This window comes from Photobacterium sp. GJ3, assembly GCF_018199995.1.
GTDB lineage: Bacteria > Pseudomonadota > Gammaproteobacteria > Enterobacterales > Vibrionaceae > Photobacterium.
In genome coordinates, this window is sequence record NZ_CP073578.1 from 1,695,056 (window position 1) to 1,717,396 (window position 22,341).

At 47.5% G+C, this 22,341-nt stretch carries 19 protein-coding genes, 1 tRNA gene and 2 pseudogenes; 10 read left to right on the plus strand and 12 right to left on the minus strand.

Features of this window, described 5'->3' with window-relative positions; genetic code table 11:
• The first annotated feature begins 123 nt into the window (after nucleotides 1-123).
• Nucleotides 124-966, plus strand: a complete 843-nt coding sequence (locus KDD30_RS07495; protein ID WP_211649119.1) for a pirin family protein — start codon at nucleotides 124-126, stop codon at nucleotides 964-966.
• Nucleotides 967-1,023: 57 nt separating this feature from the next.
• Here the strand turns inward: KDD30_RS07495 and lpxL are convergent, their stop codons facing one another.
• Nucleotides 1,024-1,956 carry an LpxL/LpxP family Kdo(2)-lipid IV(A) lauroyl/palmitoleoyl acyltransferase gene (lpxL, locus tag KDD30_RS07500; RefSeq protein WP_211649128.1) on the minus strand — a complete coding sequence of 311 codons (933 nt, stop codon included), beginning with the start codon at nucleotides 1,954-1,956 and terminating at the stop codon, nucleotides 1,024-1,026.
• A gap of 519 nt (nucleotides 1,957-2,475) precedes the next feature.
• Here lpxL and KDD30_RS07505 point away from each other — a divergent pair.
• The 5 genes and pseudogenes from KDD30_RS07505 to KDD30_RS07525 all read left to right on the plus strand — a co-directional run bounded on the left by KDD30_RS07505 (nucleotide 2,476) and on the right by KDD30_RS07525 (nucleotide 8,898).
• Entirely contained in the window at nucleotides 2,476-2,769 is a 294-nt protein-coding gene (locus KDD30_RS07505; RefSeq protein WP_211649688.1) for a helix-turn-helix domain-containing protein, read from the plus strand.
• A gap of 390 nt (nucleotides 2,770-3,159) precedes the next feature.
• A complete protein-coding gene (locus KDD30_RS07510) occupies nucleotides 3,160-3,774 on the plus strand; it encodes a DUF2760 domain-containing protein (RefSeq protein ID WP_211649695.1) in 615 nt (204 codons plus the stop codon).
• Nucleotides 3,774-5,609 (plus strand): Hsp70 family protein, encoded by a 1,836-nt coding sequence (locus KDD30_RS07515; protein ID WP_211649130.1) that lies wholly within the window; start codon nucleotides 3,774-3,776, stop codon nucleotides 5,607-5,609. Before KDD30_RS07510 ends, KDD30_RS07515 begins: the two co-directional genes overlap by 1 nt.
• A gap of 149 nt (nucleotides 5,610-5,758) precedes the next feature.
• Nucleotides 5,759-8,577, plus strand: a pseudogene (locus KDD30_RS07520) (Hsp70 family protein).
• A gap of 111 nt (nucleotides 8,578-8,688) precedes the next feature.
• Nucleotides 8,689-8,898 carry a helix-turn-helix domain-containing protein gene (locus tag KDD30_RS07525; RefSeq protein WP_249199238.1) on the plus strand — a complete coding sequence of 70 codons (210 nt, stop codon included), beginning with the start codon at nucleotides 8,689-8,691 and terminating at the stop codon, nucleotides 8,896-8,898.
• Between the two features lie 69 nt (nucleotides 8,899-8,967).
• Here KDD30_RS07525 and KDD30_RS07530 read toward each other — a convergent pair whose 3' ends face one another.
• Nucleotides 8,968-9,276, minus strand: a complete 309-nt coding sequence (locus KDD30_RS07530) for a hypothetical protein (protein WP_211649131.1) — start codon at nucleotides 9,274-9,276, stop codon at nucleotides 8,968-8,970.
• A 543-nt stretch (nucleotides 9,277-9,819) separates the two neighbouring features.
• On the opposite strand from KDD30_RS07530, the gene KDD30_RS07535 reads away from it, so the two are divergent.
• The 4 genes from KDD30_RS07535 to KDD30_RS07550 all read left to right on the plus strand — a co-directional run bounded on the left by KDD30_RS07535 (nucleotide 9,820) and on the right by KDD30_RS07550 (nucleotide 13,212).
• Nucleotides 9,820-9,896: transfer RNA gene (locus tag KDD30_RS07535), tRNA-Pro, on the plus strand.
• Nucleotides 9,897-10,018: 122 nt separating this feature from the next.
• Nucleotides 10,019-10,201, plus strand: coding sequence for a hypothetical protein (locus tag KDD30_RS07540; protein ID WP_211649133.1), 183 nt, complete (start codon nucleotides 10,019-10,021; stop codon nucleotides 10,199-10,201).
• Nucleotides 10,202-10,650: 449 nt separating this feature from the next.
• A complete protein-coding gene (locus tag KDD30_RS07545) occupies nucleotides 10,651-12,120 on the plus strand; it encodes an alanine/glycine:cation symporter family protein (RefSeq protein WP_371826071.1) in 1,470 nt (489 codons plus the stop codon).
• Nucleotides 12,121-12,684: 564 nt separating this feature from the next.
• Nucleotides 12,685-13,212, plus strand: a complete 528-nt coding sequence (locus KDD30_RS07550) for an AidA/PixA family protein (protein ID WP_211649137.1) — start codon at nucleotides 12,685-12,687, stop codon at nucleotides 13,210-13,212.
• Between the two features lie 118 nt (nucleotides 13,213-13,330).
• On the opposite strand, the pseudogene KDD30_RS07555 reads toward KDD30_RS07550, so the two are convergent.
• The 10 genes and pseudogenes from KDD30_RS07555 to KDD30_RS07600 all read right to left on the minus strand — a co-directional run bounded on the left by KDD30_RS07555 (nucleotide 13,331) and on the right by KDD30_RS07600 (nucleotide 22,183).
• Nucleotides 13,331-14,225 (minus strand): annotated as a pseudogene (locus KDD30_RS07555) (DMT family transporter).
• A 123-nt stretch (nucleotides 14,226-14,348) separates the two neighbouring features.
• Nucleotides 14,349-15,062, minus strand: a complete 714-nt coding sequence (locus KDD30_RS07560; protein ID WP_211649699.1) for an AraC family transcriptional regulator — start codon at nucleotides 15,060-15,062, stop codon at nucleotides 14,349-14,351.
• 146 nt (nucleotides 15,063-15,208) lie between these two features.
• Entirely contained in the window at nucleotides 15,209-16,828 is a 1,620-nt protein-coding gene (locus KDD30_RS07565; protein ID WP_211649139.1) for a peptide ABC transporter substrate-binding protein, read from the minus strand.
• A gap of 148 nt (nucleotides 16,829-16,976) precedes the next feature.
• Entirely contained in the window at nucleotides 16,977-17,309 is a 333-nt protein-coding gene (locus tag KDD30_RS07570) for a hypothetical protein (RefSeq protein WP_211649141.1), read from the minus strand.
• Nucleotides 17,310-17,436: 127 nt separating this feature from the next.
• Nucleotides 17,437-18,042 (minus strand): HAD family phosphatase, encoded by a 606-nt coding sequence (locus KDD30_RS07575; RefSeq protein ID WP_211649143.1) that lies wholly within the window; start codon nucleotides 18,040-18,042, stop codon nucleotides 17,437-17,439.
• Nucleotides 18,043-18,128: 86 nt separating this feature from the next.
• Entirely contained in the window at nucleotides 18,129-18,911 is a 783-nt protein-coding gene (locus KDD30_RS07580; RefSeq protein ID WP_371826088.1) for a transporter substrate-binding domain-containing protein, read from the minus strand.
• 311 nt (nucleotides 18,912-19,222) lie between these two features.
• Nucleotides 19,223-20,005, minus strand: coding sequence for a DNA-binding response regulator (locus KDD30_RS07585; protein ID WP_249199239.1), 783 nt, complete (start codon nucleotides 20,003-20,005; stop codon nucleotides 19,223-19,225).
• Nucleotides 20,006-20,489: 484 nt separating this feature from the next.
• Nucleotides 20,490-20,828, minus strand: a complete 339-nt coding sequence (locus KDD30_RS07590) for a nuclear transport factor 2 family protein (RefSeq protein ID WP_211649145.1) — start codon at nucleotides 20,826-20,828, stop codon at nucleotides 20,490-20,492.
• Between the two features lie 136 nt (nucleotides 20,829-20,964).
• Nucleotides 20,965-21,222 (minus strand): hypothetical protein, encoded by a 258-nt coding sequence (locus tag KDD30_RS07595; protein WP_211649147.1) that lies wholly within the window; start codon nucleotides 21,220-21,222, stop codon nucleotides 20,965-20,967.
• A 304-nt stretch (nucleotides 21,223-21,526) separates the two neighbouring features.
• Entirely contained in the window at nucleotides 21,527-22,183 is a 657-nt protein-coding gene (locus tag KDD30_RS07600) for a haloacid dehalogenase-like hydrolase (protein WP_211649149.1), read from the minus strand.
• Nucleotides 22,184-22,341 lie beyond the last annotated feature (158 nt).

Sequence of the window (22,341 nt, forward strand, 5' to 3'; positions counted from 1 at the left end):
ACACGCTTATTCGATTTTTTCTAATATCCTGTTCGTCGGGCTGAACTGTTCTGGGGACTCTACCCGGCGTACACTGCTCTCCAACAACCGGACAACCCCGGTACCAGAGACTTGGAGGCAATTATGGCAATCAGAGGAATCAAAAGTATCCAGCGTTCGCACCCCTCATCTGATGGTGATGGTGTAAAAATCCAACGAGTCCATGGCTTTGATCATGCTGCTTTTTCACCCTTTCTGATGATCGACGAACTCAAGTCCGATCAGGCAGCTGACTATATTGGCGGCTTTCCGCCACATCCGCACCGTGGCATTGAAACCCTGACCTATATGCTCAAGGGCCACTTCCAGCATCAGGATCATTTGGGCAATACGGGTGAGCTGAAAGATGGCGGTGCTCAATGGATGTCTGCGGGACGTGGCGTGATTCACAGCGAAATGCCCATGATGTCTGATGGACAGCTCCACGGTTTTCAGATCTGGATCAATCTGCCTGCCAGTAAAAAAATGCTGCCCGCGCAGTATCACGACTTTCAGTCGGAAGTCATTGCAGAGAAACAGCTCGGCAAGAGCAACCTGATCCGGGTAATCGCCGGTGATCTGACGATTGATGGTGATACGATTACCGGTCCGCTACAGGAAACCGGTGTACCCACAACCATTGCCGACTGGCGGGCGACAGCGGGATCGCATCTGAATTCATGCCTGAATCCGGATTTCCAGGCCATGCTGTATGTCTATCGGGGTGCGATTGAAATTGAAGGCAAACAGGCCGTAGCCGGAGAGCTGGTGATGCTGGAAGCCGGAGAAGGACTCGCCATGACCGCGCTGGAAGACACAGGATTACTGTTGCTTTCCGGGATGCCAATCCACGAAACCGTTGTGCACTACGGGCCGTTTGTGATGAATAGCATGGATGAGATTGAACAGGCGATTCGGGATTATCAAGCGGGGACACTGACCGGCTGATCGCAGCGACTCACCCCGGCAGTTGAAAAAGGCCCGTCATACGGGCCTTTAGTTTGTTCATGAATATAATGACGCTTCACCTTCAGGACGCGTTTTAAAGCGCCGGTGCAACCACATATATTGTTCAGGCGCTTCCTGAATAATCGGCTCAATGGCATTGCGGTTAATAAACTCAGCTGCCGCCTCTGGATCTTTGTGCGGAAAGCCTTCAAGCGGTTTAAAGATCTTCAGAGTATACAAACCGTTATCAGTATCCCGAATGATCGCGATGGGCACAATGGCACAGTCGGTTGCATCCACCAGAATACTGGTACCCGTGGTTGTACAGGCTTTATCGACCGCAAAGAAAGGCGCGAACGTTGATCGGCGCGGACCATAATCATGATCCGGAGCATACCAAACCCGCTCACCTTCACGTAGTGCTCGCAGCATGCCTTTCACGTCTTTTCGATCCAGCATGTAACGGTTCGAACGAACACGACCTTTAAACTGAAAATAATCAAAGCACGGATTGTTATTCGGGCGATAAACACCCACACCCGGGGCCCGGACACCAAATGCACGGCCACCGATTTCCAGATTCATGGAATGCGCCGCAACCAGCAAGACGCCCCGCCCCTGCTGCTTCAGTTCATCCAGATACTCCACACCCTCAAAACGCACATGGCGTTTGATGCGCCACTCAGGCCAGAACCAAGCCATACCGGTTTCAAATAATGCCAGCCCCGCATTATCGATATTCTTCTGAATCATGACTTTTCGTGCTTCCGGTGTCATCTCCGGAAAACACAGTTCAAGATTACGCTCAATCGTAAAACGCCGCTTTTTCATCAATTTGATGGCAAGCCTGCCAATGCCCTTACCCATCAGGAACTGAATGCGGTACGGAAGTAAACTGATGAGCATCATGGTGCCAAACATCAGCAAAGTCGGCCAGTAGCGTGGGAGGAGAAACTCGGCTTTGAATGCCGGTGCCGTCAATTTGCTCATAACAGAGACGATTTTCCTTATTGTTTAAAGCCAAGCCTGCGCTGTCTATCGTCACGGCAGACAGGAAAAGAACAATGTATTGTATACCAGCATCCTCAGCATGCAAGATTCGCTGTTTTCGCTCGGTGTGATGCGCACGCCATCCAAAAAGAAAAGCCACCCGAAGGTGGCCCAGTTGAAATTATAGTTTTAGTCATTTCTTATTATTATCTCTTATCCCCGCAAATGATCAGCGCGTCCCCTAAGCCCTGAAGCAGTGATAAAAGGCTCCCTCTACACATCGGAATGGTTGTGGACAGTTGTCTGTCTCATCGGTGCATAAATATAAGCATGAATCGGGCCAGCTTTTTCATATCACAACATTTCAACATGTTAGCTGCTGCAGCCATTGAGCCCTGGTTGAACATTGTCAAAAAAGCTGACAGTTTCTCTGCGACCACCTTATGCCCGTTCATCCCTGCCGCAATTAGTGTTAACCTGACTTTCTTGCCAAACGTAAAGGGAGTTCACACTGCAACCATGTCTATTAGCAAAACAAAATCAAGCTTTTACCGTCGCCTTTATGTGGCCCACTTGATCGATAAAGGTATTGCCACCGTCCCGGCCCTGATTGAATACACAGGCATGCCGAGACGAACCGCTCAGGATACCATCAAGAGCCTGTCAGACTTAGATATTGTCTGCCAATTCAAACAAATTGAAGGCGAAAGAAACCGGATCGGGCGATATGAGGTACTGGACTGGGGCGCCATCAACAAAAACTGGATCGAAGAGAACCTGACTGAAATAAAATCAGTCCTTGATTATCCCTGAATAACGTTTTCATTTTGCGATGAGTTGCAACTTGCAAATCATATTGCAAAGCATTCTGCTCTCTCCGCTGTCCACATCGGTCTGGTTACACAAAGCGTCAAAAAATAGACTAAAAAGAAGATGGGGTCGTAAAAAAGATTGCTTTCAAGAGACTTGTGTTCCGTTTTCTTGCCCCAATACCATAAGACGAACCAGTCAGTGACAGGAATTTGTCATAACGACTTGGTTGCAAAGTAACCTAAGGGGCTGTTTCTCGTGTAATTCGCGCGAAAATAGCGTGCTCACTGGCTGTATTAGCAATCTGTTGTGTTAGTATTCGGCCAAATTTTTCCAATAAGACAGTTTGTCACGGACAAAGAGAAGACGAATATGGCTTTAGACTTTTCAAACATGACGGTGGATTTATCCGCAATGCCAACCACGATTGATATGGGCCACGCTTGGCTTGCCGCGCTGGTTGTGATCCTTTTACTCTTGTATGTCACCAAAAAGGGTAAACCAGTCGAGGTTGAAAAAATCGTTGAGAAAGAAGTCGAAGTTGAAAAAATTGTCGAAGTCGAAAAACCGGTTGAGAAAATCGTAGAAGTCGAAAAGATCATCGAAGTCGAGTCCAAGCTCAAAACCGCGGAAGCGGATGCGGCGCTGCAGTTATTATCTCTGCTTCAGAAAGAAGCACGATTCATTGATTTTATGCAGGAAGATTTAAAAGGCTTCGCCGATGCTGAAATCGGTGCGGCTGCGCGTGTAGTTCACGAAGGCGGGAAGAAAGTACTGGACGAATACTTCCGTTTTGTTCCTGTTCGTGTCGAAGAAGAAGAAAGCCGCGTCACGCTGCCGGAAGGATTCAACGCCGCTGAAGTCCGCCTGACCGGCAATGTGGTTGGCAGCGCACCATTCACCGGCACGCTGACTCACCGTGGCTGGAAAGTCACCGAAGTAAAATTACCCAAAATGGCAGAAGGCCACGATCCCCGTATTCTGGCTGCTGCTGAGGTAGAGCTCTAATGCAAGACATTCAAGCACATAAATTCAGTGTGGGGATCGACCTCGGGACGACCCACTGCGTTCTGTCTTATGTTGATTTACAACAAGACGAAGCCCCTGTCCATGTGATGCCGATTGCCCAGCTCACCGCTCCGGGCAGTGTTGAAGAGAAGTCTCAGCTCCCTTCATTTATGTACCAGGCGCATGAATCTGAATTGGCACAGGGCGACACTGCCCTGCCATGGGATGCGCAACCGAAAGCCCTTGTGGGCACTATGGCCAGAAACCTGGGCAGCAAAACGCCAATCCGCTTGATCGCCAGTGCAAAAAGCTGGTTGTGCCATGGTGGCGTCAACCGCCGTGATGCTTTCCTGCCACTCAATGCGCCGGAAGAAGTCGCGAAAGTCTCGCCTCTGGAAGCAACCCGCGCCTATCTGGCACATCTGGCTCAGGCATGGAATCACCAGCATCCGGACGCTTCACTGTTTGATCAGGACGTGACAATTACCGTCCCGGCTTCCTTTGACCCAGCAGCGCGTGATCTGACGGCTGAAGCAGCCCGGGAAGTTGGCTTTAAACATCTGACGCTCCTTGAAGAACCACAGGCTGCTGTTTACAGCTGGATCAAAAACAACGATGACACCTGGCGTGATCAAGTCAGCGTTGGGGATGTGGTTCTTGTCGTCGATATTGGTGGCGGAACGACCGACTTATCTCTGGTTGCTGTGACCGAAGAAGAAGGCAATCTGACCCTGAACCGTGTCGCGGTCGGTGATCATATCCTTCTGGGCGGCGACAACATGGATCTGGCGCTGGCCTACCGACTGAAAGCCAAACTGGCTCAGGAAGGAAAACAGCTGCAACCCTGGCAGATTCAGGCCATCACCCATGCCTGCCGTGATGCCAAAGAAGCGCTGCTGAATGATCACAATTTGAATGCTGTACCCATTGTCGTCCCGAGTCGGGGTTCTAAACTTCTGGGCGGCACCCTTCAGACTGAACTGACGCAGGATGAAGTACAGCAAACTCTGGTTGAAGGCTTCTTCCCGCAAACCCGTGTTGAAGAGCATCCGGTTGAAATGCAGCGCGGCGCTTTAACTCAAATGGGCCTGCCCTATGCGCAGGATGCCGCGATCACACGTCACATTGCTGGATTTTTAAGCCGACAGTCTGCTGCGGTCGATGAACTGTTTGATCACTTTGAACAGATTCACGATGGCTTTATCCGTCCGACAGCCGTGCTTTTTAACGGCGGTGTGCTCAAATCTGATCTGCTGGCAACTCGTTTGATGTCGATCATCAATCAGTGGCTGGCAACGGCTGGCAGCCCAGAAGCCAAACGCCTGCAAGGACTGGATCTGGATCTGGCGGTTGCCCATGGCGCTTCATACTATGGCTCGGTCCGGAAAGGCAAAGGCGTTCGGATCCGCGGTGGGATAGCCAGCAGCTATTATGTCGGCATTGAAAGCGCTATGCCTGCGATTCCGGGAATGGAACCGCCAGTAGAAGCCTTGTGTGTTGCACCATTTGGCATGGAAGAAGGCAGTCATGCCGACGTTCCAAACCGAGAGTTTGGTCTGATCATCGGTCAGCCGGTCACCTTCCGCTTCTTTGGATCCACAGTCCGCCGTGAAGACCAACCCGGCACTCTGATGGACTGGTGGCAACCGGAAGAGCTGGAAGAACTGCCTGCGATTCAAGTGACATTACCTGTCGCGGATGGCCGCAGTGCCGGACAGATTGTCCCGGTCAGACTGGCTGCCCGTGTCACTGAACTGGGCACCTTGTGTCTGGAAGCAATCCCGACAGACGGCGGCCAGAAATGGCAGGTCGAATTCGATGTCCGGGAAAACTAATCAACTGACATTGATCTTCTTAACGGCGCATTGATTGCGCCGTTATTTTAGCTGGCCGCAGCAGCATTATCATCACAACAAGCCGCAGTCAGAGATCCGTTTTCACCATCCACATCAGGATCTGATTGGAAAAAGGCACGGAGTTATACATGTCTTCTCCCCGTTATCTGGTGGGTATAGATTTAGGCACCACGCATACTGTTGTCGCTTACTGCCCGATTACCCCGACCCTACAGCATGAAATTGTAAAAATTTTCGACATTGATCAGCTCATCGGTCCCGGTGAAGTGTCGCGCAAGCCATTGCTCCCCTCATTCCGTTACCATCCAACACCCGGAGAAATTGCACCGGAACAATGTGTCCTGCCCTGGGCGCCCACACCGGTTGAAGGTGATTTTCCCGAAGCGATCATTGGCGAATATGCCCGTGAACTCGGCTCGAAAGTCGAAGGCCGGCAAGTCACCAGTGCAAAAAGCTGGCTTTCACACACAGGTGTCGATCGCAATCAGCCCATTCTTCCCTGGGCTGCTGCCAAAGGGGTGCAAAAAGTATCTCCGGTCATTGCCAGTGCCAGCTATCTGAATCACGTGCGCCAGAGCTGGGATTATCATCATCCGGATGCCAAGCTTGCCAGGCAGGATGTGGTTCTGACCATTCCGGCTTCATTTGATGAAAGTGCAAGAGCCCTCACGGTTGAAGCGGCAAAACTGGCTGGGCTGAACAACATCGTCTTACTCGAAGAGCCTCAGGCAGCATGTTATGACTGGTATGCGCGCCATCAGGAACAGGCAGCGACACAACTGAAAGATATCCCACTCTTGATGGTCTGTGATGTCGGTGGCGGAACAACTGACTTAAGCTTGATTCGAGTCAGTCACGAGCATGACAGACTGAAGCTGGACCGGGTTGGTGTGGGCGATCATTTAATGCTTGGGGGTGATAATCTGGATCTCACACTGGCCCATATTGCAGAAGGCCAGTTGAATCAAGGCGGTCAAAGGCTCAATGCAGCCACGCTATCAAAGCTCATCCAGCAAACCCGCCGTGCAAAAGAGCAACTGCTGGCAGAGCATGCGCCTGAGTCCGTGAATATTACGTTGTTGGGCAGTGGTTCCAAATTAATTGGCAGCAGCCGTTCAACCGCGCTCAGTCAGCAACAAACCCGAGCAGTCACACTGGATGGCTTTTTCCCGCTTTCTGACATTGAAGCCCATCCAGAAAAACGCCAGAGTGCAGTGGTCGAATTTGGACTGCCCTACGCCGCTGACCCGGCAATTTCGAAACATCTGGCCCAATTCATCAGTGAGCACCAATCCGTTTGCCGGGATGCCGTGTCAGCGCACTCAAGCCTTGCCGATGAAAGCCACACCATCATTCCACCCGCCGTATTACTCAACGGCGGTGTATTCAACAGCCCGCTACTTTCGAATCGCTTGCTGGATATCTTCTCAGCCTGGAAAGGTGACAGGGTCACTCAACTGGATAACCCACACCCAGATTTAGCAGTCGCATTCGGCGCTGTGGCTTACGGTAAAGCCAGACATGGTGCACAACTGAAAATTGGTGGTGGCTCGGCCCGCTCATTCTTTCTGGCGCTGGATCAGCCCCCCGCTGCTTCAGGCGTGTGCCTGCTCCCCGGGGGACCGAAGAAAGCATCGAGCTTCAGCTTCCCGACCGAAAATTTGCGCTGACCCTTGGTGAACCCGTTCGCTTCAATCTGGTTGCCTCAACGGATGATACATCGGTTCAGGCAGGGGATCTCACCCCCTTAGATCACGACCATTTAGTTACCTTGCCCCCATTTATTGTCACGCTGGACAGTGAAACCGACAGAGCCACACTGGCAGCCAACCAAAAAGAACGGGTTGATGTGACACTCGCCTGCCAGTTAACCGAAGTTGGCACACTGCAACTTGAATGTATCAGTACCGAAAATGCAGCGCAGCGTTGGCAGGTTGAATTCAGTATCCGAAAAAACACGTCAGCCAAAGCAACCCAAGCGCCAACAGAGTCACCGGAATCCGCAAAATTAGATCAGGCTGAAGCCCTGATCAAAAAAGCCTATGGTGGCAGTAAATTACATGCCGATGATAAACCCGCCAAGTCCCTGCGCACAGACCTGGAAGCGCTTCTCGGAAAACGTGAACACTGGGACATGTCCACGCTGAGACCCTTAGCGGATACCTTACTGGACAGCAAAAAGCGTCGCCGCCGATCGGCGGTACACGAGAGAAACTGGCTGAAACTGGCTGGATTTACCTTGCGGCCGGGATTTGGTGATCCGGTTGATGACTGGCGTATCAGTCAAATTTGGCCGCTTTATCAGCAAAGCCTGCAATTTCATCAATCCACTCAGAGCTGGAACGACTGGTGGATTTTCTGGCGCCGGATAGCCGGTGGCTTGAATCAGACACAGCAAGAGCTGATTTACAAAGAGATCGCAAAATACATCAATCCAAGTGCTGCGCGTCAACCAAAACTCAGTAAGGAAATGCAGGAAAAGGGCTATGAGCAAATGGTGCGTTTGCTTGCATCGCTGGAACGTCTCTCTTTCGAAAAGAAACTCCAGCTCATTGAATGGTTATTTGCCCGTTTGCAAAAGCCACAGTATGCCCAGGCACACTGGTGGGCCATAGGCAGGATTGCATGCCGGCACCCACTTTATGGCAGTCGCCATAATCTGCTTACTGCGCAGCATATCGCCTATTGCCTGCCCGAGCTCATGGATTATGACTGGCGGAAAGAGCCAGAAATTGCACTTGCAGCCGTGATGATGTGCCGGAAAACTGGCGACAGAACGCTGGATATTGATGATGATTTACGTCAGGAAGTCATCGAAAAGCTCGAACAGAGTAAAGTGCCGGAATCTTGGGTTGCGATGGTCTCGGAAGTTAAAGTACTGACTGAAGAGGAAAATTTACGTGTTTATGGAGATTCGCTTCCAAGCGGCTTGATGCTTATCGAGTAAACTTCTGCTTATTAAGCTTACGTTAGGGTATAGCTGTTATCATTCCGCGAATCAGAACTGTCTGGATTGGTATACTCAGCAGTCCTAATAAGGAATAACAAGCGAGAAGTTATGGCAATGACACGAGAACAATATAAAGTAATTGCGGATCGCATTTTCAAGTCCCAAAATCAACGCGTCGCTGTTGAAGCTGTCGTCTTCGAAGGTTTATCAAGCTACGAGGCAGAAAAACGGTTTGGCGTACCAAAAGGGACGCTTTCACGAAATGTCCGTAAATATAAAAATGAAGTTGACTACATCACCACAGTAAGTCTAGCGTAATAAAAAAGGAGAGTTCAGACTCTCCTTTTCTATTTCTAAATACGCTCTTTCAGCCAAAACACAATCAGACTATTCTTCCGCTGACGATGCATCAAACAGTTCTTCTGGATGCACGCCATCTTTTTCCATCATGGCCAGAATCTCAGTCATTCTCACCTGACGCGCTTCTTCTTTAAATTCATTCAGAACGGCGATGAGATCATTGATCTTTTGTAGTGGAATGCGTTTGATAACAGCTCGCTGTCTGCCTGGGACTTCATCAGCAAAATCAATCAGCGTCTGGCGGTAGTCCGTTCTGGCATCCTGTGGGCCTTTACCATTCTCTACATTCTTAAGCATTGCACTCAGTGCTTTTTCCGCATCTGAAAAGTTTGTCATGAATTACCTCTAAACACTATTTTCGTCAAATAGCACTTTCTTGTCATTGCGACAGTTCATGATGACAACCTCTGTGCTATTTGAAATAGAGTAAACATTAATAAAGATTAAATTCTTGTTCCGGTGAGCAGTTACGGGAACTGCATTCAGCCAATAAACTAACGTTCTGACCCTCGCTGGCGCGTTTGTGAGAAAGCGGATCACACATAATTATAATAGAGAACTCTAACGAGGATGAAAGAGTCGTCAGCGAATCCTGAAATAATACTCTCAGTCTTTGCCCTTGTGAACATAATTTTTGTCAGCTTGACAATTCTATGGCCAAAGAATGCGAATCAGCTTAAATTGCCGGATAATTTGACAACAATATATGCATTGATGAACGAAAGACAGTCCAGACTGCTGGCTTTCAAGCGTTCAGTCTCTTCAAAATGTTCATGTGGCGAAAATATCGCCTGTTTCTCAACAATTTAGCTTTGCCAAAGTCTCAAGTGCTTGCTAATATAGCGCTCGTTGAGTTAACTTAACAGAAAAGCTCTTTGGCGGACATTAGCGCAGTTTGGTAGCGCACTACTCTGGGGGAGTAGGGGTCGCTGGTTCGAATCCAGTATGTCCGACCAAAGGGCTTTTTTATTTTCTCTTCTTTTTGTATAAATTTTGTTCTTCATCGAACTTTTGCTACCCAGAACTTTAGCATTTGCTAATAAACACTATCCTGTGCTTTACAACGAAGGAGCATAATATGGAACAGATCCCATATTGTAAGGCATGCGGTCAGGATGAAGAATTCATTGTCATTGATGAATATAAGTTCGTCTGTATCTGCGGTTATCAATTCACATCAATATCAATTCTTCCTGCGATGACTCCCGTTAAAAAAGAAACCAAGCCCCTGCCGATACCGTTTGAGTTTCATATTCATTAAGCCTTAAATTGCTCCCAGCTCAACAGTTCCGCTCTGTTTCTATCCCACTTGCGCACCACCAAAACCCAACGTATCAGAATAACTTCCCGTATGAAAAACCACCAAAAAACGTTAAATCCAGTTTAAAATTTTGTTATCGCACCATGATTTTCAAGTTTTTATCCTGTATCAGGCAAATTCACCAGAAATATATTAAACCCATGAAAATAAAGGAATTAAACATCGTTTCATTGTAAATTTTTTGATATGACCCTTCATCATCCCAGCAAAAACGTGATCAAGATCCTGCTCACTTTTCAGGATTTTATGCTAACTTCTGCCTCGCAAATTAAGTAATCATATCAATACATGGGGATTCCTTTTGCTGCGATGGCATCGGATTGCACCCATCACTTGGAACATCTGTTGTTGTTCCGCTTTTAGTCAGTATGACATCACAGGATCATTCTATGAATGCAACGATTAACACGCTCAATGAGCATTTAATGGCTGTCATTGGCGATATCAATGGAGTACTCTGGGGTCACCTTCTTGTATACCTGCTTGTTATTGTGGGTATCTACTTTACCGTTCGCCTCGGATTTATTCAGATTCGCCAATTTGGTCATGCCATTTCTGTCCTGAAAAAAGGGAGAGACGTAGAATCTGGCATCAGTTCTTATCAGGTATTCTGCACCTCAATGGCAGCCCGTGTGGGCACCGGTAATATGGCAGGTGTCGCTGTTGCCCTGACCGCTGGTGGCCCGGGTGCTATCTTCTGGATGTGGGCAATGGCAATGTTCGGTATGGCAACTGCTTTTGTCGAATCCACGCTGGCTCAGGTCTATAAAGTCAAAGATGTTGACGGCCAGTATCGCGGTGGCCCGGCCTATTACATGGAGCAAGGTCTGGGGCTGCGCTGGATGGGAACACTCTTTTCTGTCTTCCTGATTATCGCGTTTGGTCTGGTATTTAATGCGGTACAGGCCAATACCATTACAGACGCACTGAACCACTCTTTCGGTTTCGATCGCTCAATCATGGGCATTGCTATCGTGGCAGGTTCCGCTTTCTTCATTATGGGTGGCTTGAAATCTATTGCTCAGGCAACGTCACGCATCGTTCCAGTGATGGCGATTGGTTATCTTGCCATTGCCCTTCTGATTGTCGTGATGAACCTTTCCGAGTTGCCGGATGCTATCATGCTGATTGTGAAGAGTGCATTTGGCTGGCAGGAAGCTGCTGCTGGTGGTGTTGCTTATACAATCGCACAGGCAATGCAAAGTGGTATCGCCCGTGGCCTGTTTTCTAACGAAGCCGGTATGGGCTCCGCTGCCAATGTTGCTGCAAGTGCGACCCCGAATCCAAACCACCCTGCATCTCAGGGTTATGTCCAGATGCTGGGTGTTTTTGCGGACACCATTGTGATCTGTACTGCCTCTGCAGCCATGATTATGTTGTCTGGTGTGATGGAGCAGCCGGATGCAGCTTCTGGAATTGGTCTGTTGCAACAAGCACTGACAAACGAGCTGGGCGATTGGACCACATACTTTATGGCCGCTGCCATTCTGCTGTTCTGCTTTACGTCCATTATTGCAAATTACAGCTATGCAGAAACCAACATTATGTTCCTGAACGGCAACACTAAAAAAGGCCTGTTTGCTTTCCGTCTGGTTGTGTTGGCCATGGTAATGTTCGGCTCTGTTGCATCACTGCCGGTTGTTTGGAACATGGCTGATGCATCGATGGGCATGATGGCTTTGATTAACATTATTGCCCTGGTCTTATTGTCCAACCTGGCCATTAAAGTGATCCGAGACTACGAAGTCCAGGTGAAACATGGCAAAGTGCCAACGTTTGATCGCAGCAAGTTCCCTGAACTCAAAGGTTTGGACAGTGCCTGGCACCCAAGACCCAACTCTGCGAAAGACGCCAGATAATACATCCGTATCTTCCCCACGAAAAGCCAGCATTGCTGGCTTTTTTTCATGGGGCCACACGTTCATTCGCACCCGATTCACATCTCTTACTCAGTGAATCATTGAAGTCATACTCTGACTCCCCAGTTCAATTTTTGCTCCTGTGTGGCGAAGTATTTTTCATGCTCCAGCAATCCTGAGCGTCAATCGCTTCAAGACGCGCGACTGTTCTCATTGCATCAACGAATCGACTCGTCATGACAAAATTGATGAATGTAATTTTAGAGGGATAATGATTACACCTAGATTTGCGGTGAATCGAAAAAAGATGACCTGTTTATCCCTCATTTTATATCCTACTGAAAAATAAGAAATTTATACTTTTTTCTGCCTTTCATAAAATTAGACCTTCATAAAATCTTTGCTAGGCTCAGACACATAGAGAGACGACTGATTGAATGATGTGTTCAATTTCATTCAAGACTTTCTTTATTCATTTCCGGTGTATTTGAGAGCACGAAAAACCGCATTGTTCGTGATCTCAAAATGGAATCATCTTCCAGATATCAAGAGGGACAATACATCATGGCTACAATAAGAAAAGTAGAAATTGTGATTGATTGTGAGTCAGTTGAGCATGGCGCTTCCGGTAGCTCTGTTGTACAAATGTTTTCGGATCCGAGCATTGTCTTGGATAATTCACAAGGCAGCTATGAACTCAGCATTCAGGTGAACAATGATGATGTGATTCGCTGGTCAGTGTATCCAAAAGTGACAGAGTCTGAAAGCGGCAGTCACTACTCTGTCATCATTGATGCGAAGCATGACTGGAACAACGATACCCTGCTGAAAGAGTGGACGGCTTATCAGGGACATACTCAGGTGTTTGTATACGATCAAGATGCCGTTCCAATGAATGAGTTTGTAGATGTGCCAGTGTCCCGACAAACCGCCTATATGCCTTTTGTTCAGGCAAATGCAACACTGCCTGGTCGCCCGAATGTGGGTGACAAACAAAAAGAAGCTTATACGTTTTATGTGAATGTTTACAAAGATGATACGCTGATTGGTCAAATCAATTGGGACCCATACGTCACAGTTTATCAGCCATAAATCGATCCTCTGTTTCCATCACCATCAATAGCGAGAGATTTCACGCTCGCTATTTTTATTATTTTTTCTGCCGAGATACACCTTTCAGACAGAACATCACGAATGAATCGATCAACAGTCAACTTTTCGACTGCATGAATAAGCAGATAACAATCAATGCCATTCCAATCCATCCAAAAACAGAAATAGATTCACCCACAATCAAGACTGCCAACCCAGCCGCAACAACAGGCTCGAGTAATGTCAGTAAACTCGCACGGCTCGCTTTCACGTATCTGAGCCCGAAACCAAAAGCGAGATAAGCAAGACACATAGGAATCAATGCCATATAACCAAGCACGTACAAATTCATCACCGAGCTGAATAAAGCTTCCCCAGTGAAGAGTAATGTGGGGAGTAACAGCATCGCCCCATCCCGAAAATGCCCCGAGAGCAGATTGAGACTGAACCCCTGCATCTATCATCGCTTTTGCAGCCCAGGCATAAATGGCATACGTCAAGCCTGCAACAAAGCCAAGCGCAATCCCGAGTTGTCTTGAACCCTCCTCAGGCTGAAGCACGCTTGTTGATTCAGCAGAAACAAGCAGCACAATCCCCAACAGACCCAAAACGAAACTGAGGAGCCATGCGCTCGTTAAACGACCATCTTTGCTAAAAAGACACTCCAATAACATCGTGAAAAATGGCGCCGTTGCTATTGAGATCACTGTGCCTATTGCTACACCAGCAAGTTTCATTGACGAATAAAAAGCCAGCGGATACACCGCAAGGGCCAGTGCACTCACTGTGAGTATCTTCTTATGCCGCAGAATGTTCCCCCAATCACTTCTCAGGTTTTTGAAGGATAAACACGCCTGAAGCAGCCCACCAACGCCCATCGAGAAGGCGCCAACTGCCAGTGAATTGATTTCCGGAGCAAAGCTTGCTGCGGTTCCTGTCGTGCCCCACAATACAGATGCGAACAATATAGACAAGCAACCATACTGGTATTGTCTGGAAGGGTTTTGAATCATTGCCTTTGTCATTACGTTTTCGACCCATTGTCAGATATTTCATTCTGAGAAGAATCTTAATCAACAAATGGCATCTCTATTTTGCAGAAAAGACGCAATTATTGCTCAGACAGACTGGATAAGTCAGGAACGCGAAAACGTTCGTGGCGACATTCCAAAATATGCAGAAAATCGGCGACTGAATGCAGACAGATCGCTGTAACCCACTTTTTCAGCAACAAGCTGAACTGGTAAATCCGTATGGGTCAGCAGCGCTTTGGCTTTTTCCATGCGTTGCTGCGTAATGAATTTGTGAACACTGGTCCCCAGATTTTCTTTGAACGTTTTTTTAAATTGCGTTGGGCTGAGGTATGCAGCCTGAGCCAGCGCCGTAATGGACAGCGGCTGATCCAGCTGTTCAATGATCATCGCTTGCACCGCACGAATACGCGGATCGATCAGTTGAGTCACTTCCTGCTGCCCCAATAACATTGTAAAAACTTGGATGATCGATGCTTCAATCCCACTATCGACCTGAGATTCAAGTTGCTTTTCAACAAATTGGATAAAGCTGAGCAAAGGCAGGCTGATTGAAAAAACCGCAAACGTACTCTGAAGTAAATTGGCTGGCAACTGATCCAGATCCGCTACAATGAAACGTGCCGCTTCATCAGCCTTAAAAGCATGTGCGACACCCTTTGGAATGACGACACATTCACCTACCGTCACTTTACCTGTATAGGCTCCCGTATCAATACTGATATTGCCCTGAATCGGCAGTACGAGTTGATGGTAACAGTCATGCACATGACTGTTCAGTTGCTTCGTGTAGGAACGGATACTTAAGCTCGGTTTCATCACAACAGTCAGCTCGTTCGGGTGAAAAACAGGAACATCTTACTCAGTGACAAACAATCACCCACGAAGATTACCCACATCACAATAACCACCGCCCCTGGCGGTGGTTCGATTCATGGAAAAGATCGAAAGATCCTGGCTTACTGTCACTTGGCGATGAAGTACAGATCCTTCGCGTAAATATTTCCCTTGGGGTTATTGCTCGGGAAACCTTTGAGGTTACTTTTCACCAGCCGGGTGTGGTTGTAATGATATATCGGCATCACGGGCATGGATTGATCCAGAATTTGCTCGGCCTGACGATACAAGCGATAACGTTTTGTTTCATCCTGTTCATCAGAGGCACGTTTTAGCAGCGTATCAAACTGGGCATCACAAAAGCCGGTTTCATTGTTCACATGGTGACAAGTGAAGCTGTTGAGTACAGAAGAAGGCTCCGCGTAATCCCCAAACGCATAGGAGCGTGCAACCGTATAATCTCCGGCGGCCTTGGCTGCCAGATAGGCATTCCATTCCATATTTTCCAGCGCGACCTGAACCCCTAAAGTTTTCCACATCGAGGCAATGGCAAGCGCCAGCTTCTTATGATTTTCACTGGTGTTGTAGGTCAAAGTCACTTTCAGCGGATTCGACGCGCCATATCCTGCTTTGGCCAGTAACAGTTTTGCTTCACTGAGACGTGACTGATGCGCCTGTGTCTGGAAGGCAGGCGCGAAATTAGTGTAATGCGGAATCATATCCGGCACCACGGAAAACGCTGCAGGTTCGCCCTGCCCTGTGACTTTTTCGACCAACACATTCCGATCAATCGACATGCTCAGTGCGCGTCTGACATCAGGATTATCAAACGGCGGCTGTTTAGTATTAAAGGCGTACACATAAGAGCCCAGCAAGCGCAGTGACTGAATCTGTTCCGGACTTTCTTTGAGGAGTTTCTGATAATACTCAAGCTGAACCCGGTTCGTCATGTGGATTTCACCGGCCTGATAACGCATCATTTCGGCATTTTGCGAAGATAAAGCCAGATAAGTCACCTGATTGATTACCGTATTACCGTTATCCCAGTAACGTGGGTTTCTGACCACTTCGACGCTCTCATTCGGTGTCCACTGCTTCAGCACATAGGCACCATTCGAGACAAAATGCTCCGCACGTGTCCAACCATCACCATAGGCTTTCACCTGATGCTCCGGCACAGGGAAAAACGTTTTGATGCTCATCAGGCTGAGAAAATAAGGCGTCGGTTTACTGAGGCTGACCACGAGCTGATATGGATTTGGCGCGACGACGCCTAGTTTTTCAGCGGATTGCTGTCCTGCGAGAATAGCCTGAGCATGTTCAATGTTTGCGGTCACCAGATTAAAGCCGCTGTTGTTGCCTGTGGACGGATCGACTGCCCGACGCCAGGCAAATACAAAGTCCTGCGCGGTGAGTGGCTTTCCATCCGACCATTGCAAGCCTTTACGCAGCTGGAAAGTATAGGTTTTTCCATCCGGTGAGACCGTCCAGGATTCTGCTTGTCCCGGACTCACCTCACCTTGCAGGTTTTCAATCACCAAGCCTTCAAATAAATCATTAACGATGACATCACCAGGGCTGCCCGAACCAACAAAGCCCGGATCGATGGTGCTCGGCTCTGCGCCATTTGCACGAACCAATTGCTGCTTTTGGGCTAATGAAACACCTTCAGGGACTGTGGCAGCGTGCGCTGGTGACAATACGGCGGTCAATGCCAGGCTGAGGCTGGAAACGAATCGTTTATCCATAATGCAAAATCCTTTTACGACAGGCTTTTGGGGAGCAGAAAAATTGTGTATCGCAGATCAATAAGGAAGAACGGATGGGAAGTAAAGAGAAATGATGCCAGACCCACAATTCTGTGAAGTCTGGCATTCAGAGCGATTGGGCACTCAGTTATTTCGGGATATTAAAGTTTTTGTCGTTCAGGCACGTAAATGTGTAGTAATCCGAACGCTCATTAAAATGACTAAACCCTTTCCCCTGGCAGTAAGCGCCATTCAGCTCATTCATCACGGTCAGCGTCTGCTGACTCTTGACTGAGAAATAGCTGTCATTGTCACAGACGACCCGGATCTTGCCATCATCTCCCTGAGAGAATGACTGTACTTTTGCTGCACACAGCGAATAACTGACATCAACAAAGTCATTGGCTCTCTCGTCAACCGAGGCACTACAACCTGCAAGTAAGACCGCTGAGACTGCAGCGAGACTAATTAAGGCTTTCACGATCATCTCCTCTCAAAAATACCTCAGTAAGATTGTAGTGCGACCATAAATAAATCGCATTAATTAATTGCTGATGAATCAAAAATAAGTCGCATGGAATCATAAATTTAGTCAATTCTAATATTGACTAATCTAACTGCGAAACGGAAGTAAACGCCTTAATTTCCCCCGCTTCGATGAGAAAACAGTCCATTCCTGCCGCAAGTGCAGCCCGGCGACCCAGTGCAGTATCTTCAAAAACGACACACTGATGCGGGGAAAGGCCCATTTGCCTTGCCGCTTCCAGAAAAGTGTCTGGGTGAGGTTTGTGGTTTCGGACATCATCTGCGGTGACGAGCACATCTAATGAAGGCAAAATATCCGTCACGGTCAGCAATTCAAGTGCGTTGCGCTTTCGGCACCCCGTGCCGACTGCAATTTTCTTGTCACCCCGGTATTGCATCAGCAAATCGTAAGTCACCGGGATCACATCTCCTTTGTGAGGAAGCTTGTCAAAATATGTCCATTTGGCGTCTGCGACAGCTTCTGCATCATGATCCAACTGGTATTTCTCATTCATGAGCCCGGCCGTTTTGATCGTTGGTGAGCCACCAAGGCTCAGGAGCCATTCTGGCTCGAAAGGGATCTGAAAAGCCTGACACGCGGCTTGCCAGGCATCCAAATGAGCAGGCATTGAGTCAATCAACGTCCCATCCATGTCGAAAATTAATCCTTGATATTGAGACAAATCCATCTTTCACCTCCTGCACGTCGCTCATGCCATATTGACTTAAAGCGACAGCGGAAATCCAGCGCTGTTTTATCTATCCGCTCAGAAAGCTACTCGATCTCCATCACAACCAGTCCCCACTTCTCGGCAATTCGATCAAAAAAACCCTGCGTTTTCTTCAGCTCAATCCAATGATTGATAAAGTTAATCCAGACCTGATCATCTCTGGGCATTAACATTGCGAGCGGGGTCGCCCGACGCATTCCCTGTACATGAGGCACCGCCAGTTGCGGAAAACGACTGGTCAGTGTCGCGGCTTCAATATTGGACGTCACAATGACATTGGCACGGTTTGAGAGGAGTTCCTGATAAGGCTTTCCGCTTTCCAGTACTCGCTGCCTGGCTTTTGGAAAAAATTCCTTCACCATGGTTTCTTCGACCGAATTCTGGCGCGAAGCAACGGTCACGCTTGCCGTGTTAAAGTCAGCCCAAAACCGGAATCGGCTTTGATATTGTTTCTGGGTTATCGGGACAAAGGCCAGATAATAATAAGGCTGACTATAGCCCACAATCTTCGCCCGGTTAATATTGAGCGCAGCACTGCCCGTCAGATCATATTTTTCCGTGACGATGCCACTGACCAGAGCTTTCCAGTCTGTCGCCACATACTCAACCGTGACGCCAAGATCCTTGGCTAACTCCGTGGTGATATCAATATCGTATCCTTTGTAAAAGTTTGTGGCGGGATCTCGCATCGTCATCGGGCCCCAATCTCCAGTCGTTCCTACACGCAGCACACCTCTGTCGATCACTTTCTGTAAGCGGCTTGATGCCGCATGTGCCTGATTCAGCAAAACAAAGCTCATGAGAAGAATAGGAAGAACGCGCTTCAGGAAAAAGGTGAATCTCATTGGGACACCCCCGAATACTACGATGCATTTTGATTTTCTTTTGAATAAAGATAGCAGTGTCTGGGTGAGATTTTGCGCTGGGGTTGTATTTATTTGTGTATCAGTTTTGACATTGATGGAAAAGATTCAGAATTTGGATAAGAAATCAATCATTGTCTTGTGGATGAGAACCTAACAGCAAAAAAACTGCACTACCGGGTAATGCAGGAATAAGAGAATAAGAGAATAAGAGAATAAAGAAGATTGAATATTACCCATATCTCTGTAACGGATATTCATTCTGTGTGTCCGGTTCAATTATGATTCAGATTATGTTTCCGCATCCGAAATTCACCGGGTGAACATCCCATATGCTTTTTAAAGACCCGTGAGAAATAAGAGACATCCTTAAATCCTGCCGAGTTTGCGATTTGAGAAATTTTCTCACGGTCAGAACTCAGTAATCCACAAGCCAGATCCAATCTTTTCTTAATGATGTACTGCTTCAGCGTCACCCCCATAATGCTATGGAATAAACGCGAAAAATAGGTTGGAGAATAATGACACGCGTTGGCCAGATCCTCTTCACGTAAAGGAGAGCTGAGATTTTCATCAATGATCTTTAACGCAGGTCTGATTGACATTTCCCTGTTTTCGAATCCAGGCTCGACATCAGACTCAACATGATGTGTATGCAATCGGCTGAAACATTCCTCCAGATCTTGTCGGCTCGCATTCGCCGACAGGACATCTTCACCACCAGCTCTCAAAACATTCAGAGCCAGATTTCCATCCAGATTATGATACACAACAACCACCTTGGCTGCCGGGAAGCGACTTTTCACAGCGCGCAAAAGTTCAAATCCTTCTGATGTCGAGTCAATGACCTCAAGAAATATGAGTTCTTGCCCAGTCATTGATGACAATAACTCGTAAGGCGAGATCTCGACGACTTTGTGCGAAAGCTTCAGGTTTTCTTTCGCTTCAACCTGTTTGTCATGATGACTACTACTGACCCAAATCACACATTCACCTTCAACTACTTGTGTCATATTCCCATACGCAGAATTACCATGCGCATGAATGGCGGTTGACACTCCTTGTCGATGAATAAATTTTAATGATAAGAATTCGTATGAATATCAGGGCAAAAATGTTTTTACATAAAATAATTAATGTTCAAAAAACTAAATAAATCCAGCCAGTCTGATTTGTTTCAAATATAAGTATCAATTTATAAAAAGTCTGCTATGAGTAAGACATCAATCAGTTGGAATCGTTCGGACAAAGCGAAAAGCAATTTTCTTATCACGATGTATTCTATGCGATAGCCTTTATATCACAAACAAGTCTAACTTTTTCACATTCAAATCATGCTGAAAAAAATTCTCAAGCACAAAAAAGTCTGACAGTTCTGGCCAGAATGCGTGTCATTTTTCAGGAATAACTTGAAATTCAAGCACAAATGATTTGTGAATTACTTCAGATAACCTGTGAGTTGCTGGTACAAATCGAAACTGCTGTCTTCCAGCCAGCATTCAGAGATTTGCCCCTCTTCATGCCGAAATTGAATCATGCCTGTCATTTGAATGACTTGCTTCTTCCCCGGAATACTGAGCCAGCCCCCTGGTATTGTGCCTGGCAGCGATACCGGACCACCGTCAGTGGCGGTTGACTGATGACGTCTGCGATAGAAAAGGTCAGGGACTTAAACTTTTGGCGCCAGAGCTGGAGATAGGTCAGATAACTTTCATGTGAAATCTGCTGCCTGCGGCCACCCGGCAAATGAAAGATAAATGGATCCGTCACGTTGGCGCTCAAACTGGCACTGCTGGCATTGGTCCAAATCTCCAGAAACCAGGCATCTATCCATGCCATGGTTTCCTCTTCAGCCACAGTGCTGCTTAAATTGAACACCATAAAGATCCTTTCACACGATGCCATCCTGTTCATGGCATCAAAAACATCGTCTCAATTTATCCTAGACCCGTGTCGGATCCTATGCCGAAGATACCGAATTCAATATTTTCTTCGCTCAACATCAAATTTACCCACGCTAGTGTTCAGCAAACTGCCGTTTCCACTGCAAGCTGAGCCGATAAAAATCCTGCCGGGTTGATTCCGGTACAGCGTCTAAAAATGGCTTCGCCTGCTCCAGATAGAACAAAGCTTTCTGACTGTGTTCCAGCAAGAGATGGTGATGGACAATCAGACCAAGCAAGTCTACAAAAACACTTTTATCATGACTCTGGCTTGCCTGAGGTAGCATCGACTGGAAGATCATCAGGCTAACTTCCGGTGTGTTCGCAGCCATTATCTGCGCCAGATCCGGCCGGCGCGTTTCTGAGGTTGTATAACAATAGGTTTTGATCGGATCCGCCCATCCCCACTGACTCAATAGTAAAGCGTAAAAGACAATCCAACACCGGCAAAAGTTCTTCATCGACAGTTTGATGCTCCAAACACAAATGACGCATCTTTATCACCTGTTTATCCTCTTGCCGAGGTATTTTAGCTGACTTTGTATCCCACTTATCACAGAGCAGGTAACAGCAAGCAAAATTACACCAAACGCTTGCATACTGTCAGCATTTTTAAGATAGCCTCCCACGATTTGATTAGGACATATTCAGACGGGACAATACAGCCTGAAAGTAACTCAGGCTGGGAATATGGAGCTGATGACTGAGTTTTCTCCCGACAGCCACAAAGTCATAGCCCAGTTCCTGAGAGGCCCGGTGATTCCACTCCCCTTCAGCAAAAACAATCCGTCGTTTAAATGTCATGCCTGTATCCTGCTTTGCCCGAAAGGCTGCCAGCGCCATAATCTCGGTCCGGCTTGTCGCATCTGAGGACGATGCAAACGTCATCCGCCCCACATCAATACCCACAGCTTGAAGCTTCAGACGACTGGCGGACGCCCAACCGCTGCTGGTAATGGCAATATGTGTATCCTGTCGCTGTTTCATCTGCTCCAGAAACTCCCGGCCGCCACACATCAGGGAAGCGCGTTCAGGCAAAGCATTTAACTGCTCACCCAAATATGACAGATACTGTTCTTCGACCTGTCTGTGAACCATCGAACGACTCGTGCTTGTGGGAAAATGAAGCAAGATTTCATCCAGCAGCGCCGGATCGGTTTCAACCCTTTCCTGATAACGTGATTTATCTAAAGTAATGCAGAGTACCGCTTCCACTGCCCGAACAAAGCAGTCTCTGTCGATTTCTTTGAAATCCACCAATGCGCCATCGACATCAACTAACAACAGATTCATCAATTTTCCTTTATCCCGGACATCTTTAATCAAGGCACACAGCATAGAATGTAAATAAAATGTTGCAACAACAAATTTGTTAAACATGATAACTTCTTGAAAAAAGTCATGCCTTTACCAGGAGCTTCAATGCAGCGATAAGCCAGGCTGTTCTCCAG